Genomic DNA, 7473 nt, shown 5'->3' with positions numbered 1-7473 from the left:
GTGACTAACCATTCGCGAATCACTGGCTCCAACCTGACAAACGGAATAGTCGAAACGTGCTGTTAATTACGAATGCCTGACTGTACGCTCGAGCTTCCAGTTTCTCAGTCACTACGGTCGTCGCAAAACGTTTCATGGAAGCAGACCGATTTCACGCAGGATGCTGGCCACACGTTCGCGTTCGGGGGCCAGAAACCGATTGAAAGGATGCGCGGGAAGGTCGTTGCAAATGCCCAGTAGCGATGCGGCGGATTTGGTTGCTTTGATGTGACGCGAAGCGTACTTGCCGATTTCGTAAATCTCTTGAAACTTCAATATCTTGGCTTGCGCCGTACGGACTCGTGCGGCGTCGCCGTCACACAGGGCTTGATAGCATTCGACAAAGATTTGAGGGGCGACGTTGGCGCCACCGTTGACTCCGCCGTCGCCCCCGAGTGCGTGGGCCTCGGCCAATTTGGCTTCTGGGCCAATCAAGATTGACCAATCCGGTCGCTGAGCCTTTAGGCGACAGAGTTCGGCAAAGTACCCCATGTCGCCACTGCTATCTTTGACACCAATGATTTGGTCGATGTCTGACAACCGGCGGAGCGATTCCATTTCGAACCATACTTTGGTCAACTGCGGCATGTTGTAGAGTACGACCGGCAGCGTGACTTCGGTGACAATATTGCGTACATACGCGATCAGCTCGGTTTGCCCGGCTGGAAAATAGTATGGCGTCGTGAGCACCACGGCGTCTGCCCCACAATCTGCGGCGTAATGGGCGAGCGTGATTGATTCCATGAACGCGGTATCGGTGATACCAACGAGAACAGGAAGCCGTGCGTCGACGATCCGAATCGATTCCTGAATCATCTCACGCCGGAGGCGATAACTCAAACTCGGTGCTTCGCCGGTCGTCCCCAAGATGAAGAGTCCTGAAACTCCTCCGTGAATCACATGATCGATGAGTTTCGTGAGACCTTCGCGATCGAGTCGATCCTGGTCGGCGAGCGGCGTGATGAGCGGCGGGACAATCCCTCGCAGAAACAGATTCGATCCCAACACCAGCGTTTCCGGTTGTTCGTGACATTGATGAAGCACGCGTTGAGCTGAAAAAGTCGATTTTAGCCAACGTGAGGATCATCGTAGCCTTGGACATGCGTCTTTGGCCATCACCTCCCGCCTCCTTCACGGACGATCACCGCGCAAATTGGAAGATATCACGAGTCCCCGCGGCTTGGGGTTCGAAGGGACTCGTGATCTCGTCCACGGCCGGGGCGTGTGAGTTGGCGAGCGGGAATGGAGGGCTCGTGGTCACGGTATCTCTTAGCGATCCTATCGTCGCTGAGTATCGCTCAACCGTCATTCACATCCGTACGGTCAGATCGCACGATAGGATCTGCGTGCCATCGTCGTCGTCGCTTTCATCGTCATGCGGCGGGTAAACATCGACGCTCTGGTTTGAGTCAGCATCTTGTTCTTGTCTCGCTTTGGCCAGGAAAGATTGCATTTCCTTGAGAGTTTCATAGACCTGTTCCACATCGGATGTGGCGACTGCTGCTTCTCCGTCAGCCGCCATTTCGGAAAGCGGCGTCAGCCCTACCGACCCGCCGGTACCCTTGATCCAATGCAGATGTCGGGCGACTTCGTTTAGATCACCTGCATCGTTTGCATCGAGAATCGACGGGAGTTTGTCAGAAACGCGTTCGACAAATTCGCATGCAAAACTGCGCAGCCAATTTTGGGGGAGAATGGAAGTCAATTCGCTTTCTATTGAGTTCTCGGAAGCTTGTTCGACCAACTTGATCGGATTGGTGTTCACTTCGCTCGTCGCACCTTTCGGTGTATGAGCGATAACGTCCGATGTTGTCTTGGTATCGCCTTCCGCAGCGGCGTCTGAGATCAGGTTCAGCAGAGCATTGAGGTCAAGCGGTTTGGTCAGATACCCGGTGCAACCGGCGGTGCGACAACGATTTTCGTCGCCCTGCATCGCGTTGGCGGTGAGTGCGATGATTGGTTTCATAAACCCGACCGATCGAAGTTGGCTGGTTGCCGTGTAACCGTCCATGATGGGCATTTGCATGTCCATCAGGATCACGTCGACTTCGAGCTGATCACTGATCAACTTCTCTATCGCTTCTTCACCGTTGGTTGCCGTGTACACCACGCCACCGGAATCTTCTACGATGAGTTGCATCAAGTTCCGGTTTGTGACGGCATCGTCGACAACCAAAACACGAGTGCCCGACAGCGACACACGCGGGAACTCTTTGCTTTGAGTGCCTTCGGCCTGTTGCATCGCGGCAGATGGTGTCAGGAGAACGGAGTTCTCCGCCATCACGATTGGAAGTAAAAAGTTGAATTTCGTTCCGACGTCCAGTTCACTCCAGACGGTCAGTGAACCACCAAGTGCGTCAGCCAAACGTTTGCTGATGGAGAGACCGAGTCCGGTGCCTCCGAATTTCCTCGTCGTCGACGTATCCGCTTGCGTGAACGGTTCGAAGATTTTTTGCAACTGTTGAGGTGTCATCCCCGTTCCGGTATCGTTCACCGACACGACCAAGTGTGTCGGCGCCTCGTCAGGTCCCTGGGTGTCGAGGACAACGGTAACGCCGCCCTGTTCGGTAAACTTGATCGCATTGCTAAGCAAGTTACTGATGATTTGTCGGAACCGGGTAGGGTCGCTCAGTATCGCGGATGGGACCGGGGCGTTCATCTCGATGTCGAGGCCGATGTTGTTTTGGATCGCTTTAGATCGCAGCGACTTCACGACGTCGCCGACCATATGAGTCGGGCTACACGGAACGCATTCGGTTTCAATCTTATCAGCTTCGATCTTCGAGATATCAAGGATGTCGTTAAGTAGATTCAGAAGGTGCGTACCATTGGAAAGAATCGTTTGCAAATGCGAGATGCGGCTCTGCTCACTATCGACAACGCCACGTAATAGCAACTCGGTGAACCCCAAGATTGCGGTGATCGGCGTGCGGATTTCGTGGCTCATGCGGGCCAGGAACTCGCTCTTGGTTGCGTTCGCTTCTTCAGCAGCTTCCTTCGCCTTTTCCAGCTTGTCTTTGGTCGCCTGCAGCTGCGTAGCGGTGTTCTCCAGTTCCTGGGATCGCTGCACGACGGTCATCGTGCGTTCCAGAATTCGGGCTTCGAGAGTTTGGTTCAATTCCTGTAGCTTTTGGAAACTGTCGGCCTTCTCCAACGCGGCACCCGCGGCGGAGGTTAAATAGTCGGCGATCCGGACTTCGTCGTCATCGAACAATCCCGAGAATCGTTGATTGGTCAAATACAGATACGCAACTGCATCCCCGTTGATTTCAATCGGGCTGCACATAAACGTGCCTTCACGTACCGAACACACGCCGCGTTCGCAAATGTTCTCAGTATCGTTGACCACCGTTGTCCGCGACGAACGGGCTTCGGCGACAAGATTGACGTCGAATCGTTGCCCCTGAGGGATTGTGACGAGATCTTGGCCAGGCTCGGTTTCAAGCACGAGAAAGACGTTCTCGGCTCGCAGGATTCGTTTCGCAGCTTTGCAAACTTCGGTATGAATTTCGTCAGGGACCATCGTTGTCGCGATCCGTCGACCCGACGCCAGCAACGAATCAAATCGATCTAACAGCGAAAGCGAACCCTGAGCGTTGACGGCGTCGTTGGATTGGTTGACACTCGCGAGCGAGTCCAGGGCGGCTTGGTATTCATCAGCATCGAATTTCCATCCAAGTTCGGATGCGTATTCCACATGCAACACGACCGAGAAAGCATGTTCAACGGAAGCTCCCTGACGCAAAGATTCTTCAATGCTCTTTCGCAGATAGGCTTGGCCGCGTTTGAAGTTTTCAGCAATCGTATAGGCCGCGCCAAGTTCACGCAGTGCATGTGGCAACTCGTTTGTGTAACGCTTCCCGATGCCGACCGCTGTCTTGCTTGCTCGAACGAGCGCCCGCACCATTTTTCGGCGTGCTTTTTCTGTGCGTGGCGGCTTGGTTTCAAACAACTTGCGCATCGCGGAGCATAACCACGGATAGCACGGGCTGATGTAGGCGTTTGAAACGCCGCCGTCTTCCGCGGTCAGGATTGCTTTCTGAAACAGACCCACCGCGTTCTGATAGCGTTCTCGATAGTATTCGCGAACGCCCTTGGCTAACAGAACCTCGCAGCTGCGCTGCACGTCGAAGACGTCCCGCTCCATCTCGGCCTGAATGATTTCCTTTGGAATGTCGCCCATCGCGGCGCGTGACCAGACGTCGATGATGTTGCCGGTGGCTTGGAAATCACCGCGGTCGACCGCAGATTGGTAGTTGATTTTGGCGAGCCGGACGGCTTCGCTGAGGTTCCCCAAGCGATAGTGCGAGGCGGCTAACTGATATCGTGCGATGTGCACCTCCCAGTAATCGCCCGTACGCTCGAGCGTATCGACCGCGAGGCTTGCCTGTTCAACACATTGTTGGAACCGGGAAAACGAATAGAGTAGGATGCTAAGGAAGTTTCGCGATTGTCCTTGTCCCCAGACATCGTCGAGCGACTTACGCATTTCCAGAGATTTTTTGGCGTACGCGACTCCGCGACGTTCCCAACGCAGCAAGGTCATGACGGGCGCGTGTTCGGAGTACGACTGGGCTAGGTATTGATTCGGAGAGTACTCCTCTGCCGCATTCATTCCGCGTAAATGTGCCCAAAGCGTGTAGTACTTGTCGCGAGTGAACCAATAGGCGTGCGCGATCTGGCTGTAGAGCAACAGACTCATCCGATCCGCTTGCGTCGGCTCGGTCTTGATGCGGCCACAGCGAGCGGGAAAGATCGAGTTATTCGCTTGACGCAATACTTCGCGTCCCAGGTTCCACCAAAGCTGGAGTTGCGAATTGCAAACGGGGTGTCCCAACTGGGTCAGTGCCGCTTCGAAGAATGTAACCGCGCGATCTTTGTTGCCGCGTTTGAATGACAATTCGCCTCGCTTCAATGCCACCTTTGCCAAGGCGGTGTCATCGCCCGCCGACCGTGACGCGCGGTCGAGCCACTCTTCAGTACGATCATATTCTCCCTGCAGGATCAGGACGTCCGCCATCATCATTTCGACTGAATGTCGGGTCGTGATATCAGCAAATTCCAATGCGCGTGCGGCGATACCGAGTTGTGTTTCGGCGCTCTCGTGGGAGAAACTCTTTCGAGCCGCCTCAGCCGCCTTTAACGCATACGGTAACGCGTTGAAATGCATGTCAGCGGCATCGAAGTGATACGCCAGATCGAAATACCGTTCCGGATTGTTTGCTTCGATGTAACGACCAATTTGGCCGTGCATCGACTGAATCGTAGTCTCCGACAAACCGCTGAGCACGGCTTCGCGGATCTTATCGTGCACGAATGAAACGACGTTGTTCGGCCGGCTCCACACCAATCGGTGATGTCGTACGGGCTTGATCGCGGCTTGTGCCTCCGCCATTGAGATCCCGGCGAGATCGGCGGCTGCATCGAGATTGAAATCTTTGCCGATCACCGCAGCCGCGGCGAGCAGATCTCTGGCTTCGTCGGGTAACTGTGAAAGACGGCTGACGAGAATCTCACTAGCGTCATCTGCGGCTTGGAAGCTAGACAGTTTTTCGTCGTCAACCTTCCAGGCATTATCTGCGGCGATCAAAACGTTCGATTCGACCATCCCACGCAGCACCGCGGCGGCCATGAATGGACTGCCGTCGGCGTATTTCGTGACGACGTTGACCGCCACTTCAGGAAGATGTCCCGCCATGGACTCAGCGAGCTGTTTGACCGCTTGGTCGTTGAGCGGTTGCAGTGACAATGATGTCGAGACCGGCAGCTCATTCAACTCAAGCGACGTACTGTTGCCTTCGGGACGGGCGACGACAAATAGAAACAGATGTTGCACCGGAGTTTCGCAGATGCCGGCGAGGATTCGCATCGACTGTTCGTCAATCCACTGACAGTCGTCGAGCGTCACCATCACGCTGCGGTCCGCTGTTCCGAGCCCGGCAAAGAGCGTGCGGAACGCCATGATCACCCGTTTCTGACCGAGCTCTTCGGGGCCCGACAATTGGATTCCGGACCAGCCGAGAGTTTTCGCCAGTTCAGGCATCGCCGTCGTGACTTCTTCGCGATAGTCTTCCATCCGATCGGCGGTGCGGGTGCGGAGCTCCTCATCGGTTGCGAGCAGCTTCGCCAACTGGTCGATCATCTGCAGCCAGGGTGCGTTGGGTTCCTGAGCGGCGTGTTGAGACGATCGTCCGTTTAGCAACAAAAATCCTTTTCGCGCTGCCACACGCGAGATTTCGTTGAGTAGCCGGGTCTTGCCCATTCCCGAATCGCTACGCAGCAAAGCCTTGCACGACTTGCCAGCGAGCGTGTTGTCGAGACCTTGTTCTAAAACTTTGAGTTGGTCGTCGCGGCCTACGAATGCGGCATCGGTCAACACCGTCCTGTGATCGGCGCTCCCGATTACGAAACCGCTGGTGTCGGCACCGGTGTTGAGCAGCTTCAGAATTTTGCGGGCGTCATAAAGGGCAGCCCGCGCAGACTGATACCTTTCGCGAGGTTCCTTTCGGATCATCTTTTCAATGAACCGGATGACGATTTCAGGAGTATTTTGCGGAACCTGACTGAAATCGGGATCCGCGGTCATGTGTTGATAGAAGATCTCGCTGATCTCACCATCGAACGCGGGCCCACCCGTGATCGCCGCGTGCAGCACATAACCGATCGAATAAATATCGGAGGCTTCGCCGATGTCGTGGTCGATGATCCCAGACAGTTCGGGAGACGTGTAGGAAGCGCATTCTCTTCCTAGCCGGGAGTCGTTTCCGAACACGTCCGGACACCAGAGCGGCACGTAGCCGCACATGACGGCGTGTCCGTCGGGTTGGACGATGATGTTCGAAGGCCGAATGTCTTTTTGAATGCAACCCAACTCGTGGACGTGCTCGAGCGCCTGCAGCAAATCTTCGGCAAGCAGCATGGCCTGCGGCGCCGTAAATGGACGCGCACGAAAACGGGTCGCCAGCGAGTCGCCTTCGATGTAGGCGTAGACGACGCGAACGAGTTGATCGCGTACTTCGTACTCAAGGGGACTCGAATAGGTTCTGCAACGGACGCCCGCAGTTTGACGTGCCTCGTTTTCGAAGCGTGCCAATCCACCCTGACGAAAGACGCTCTTGGGAACCTCTCGTAAAATCACGCGTGCCCGCGAAAGCTTATCTTCGGCGAGATAGCATGACACTATCGACGCATCCGATAATTCTCTCAGAACTCGATAGCGATCATCGCTTTCTAGTTCGTCGACAGGTGATTCCGAACGGTTCAACTTGGGCCCTCTTGATGTGCATGAGACGCTATACGCGCATCTCATTGGCGCTAGTTACGATGGCGGCAGTCCGGGGGGGCAACCCGCGCCGCTATCAGTGTGGTGGACATTTTGCTGACGTTCGTGGGGAGAAAACGTCATCGGGAAACACTAGGTCGCTCTATCCTACC

Annotated in this window: 2 protein-coding genes; both read right to left on the bottom strand. The window is 55.2% G+C overall.

What is annotated here, in order from left to right:
* Positions 1-132: 132 nt before the first annotated feature.
* On the bottom strand, positions 133-1083 hold the full coding sequence (locus NB063_RS04670) for a dihydrodipicolinate synthase family protein (protein ID WP_250927585.1): 951 nt from the start codon (positions 1081-1083) through the stop codon (positions 133-135).
* A 265-nt stretch (positions 1084-1348) separates the two neighbouring features.
* Entirely contained in the window at positions 1349-7303 is a 5955-nt protein-coding gene (locus NB063_RS04665; protein ID WP_250927584.1) for an ATP-binding protein, read from the bottom strand.
* Between the last annotated feature and the right edge of the window lie 170 nt (positions 7304-7473).

It is taken from the genome of Aporhodopirellula aestuarii (assembly GCF_023701485.1).
Taxonomy (GTDB): domain Bacteria; phylum Planctomycetota; class Planctomycetia; order Pirellulales; family Pirellulaceae; genus Rhodopirellula; species Rhodopirellula aestuarii.
This window is presented reverse-complemented; position numbering and strand designations above follow the sequence as displayed.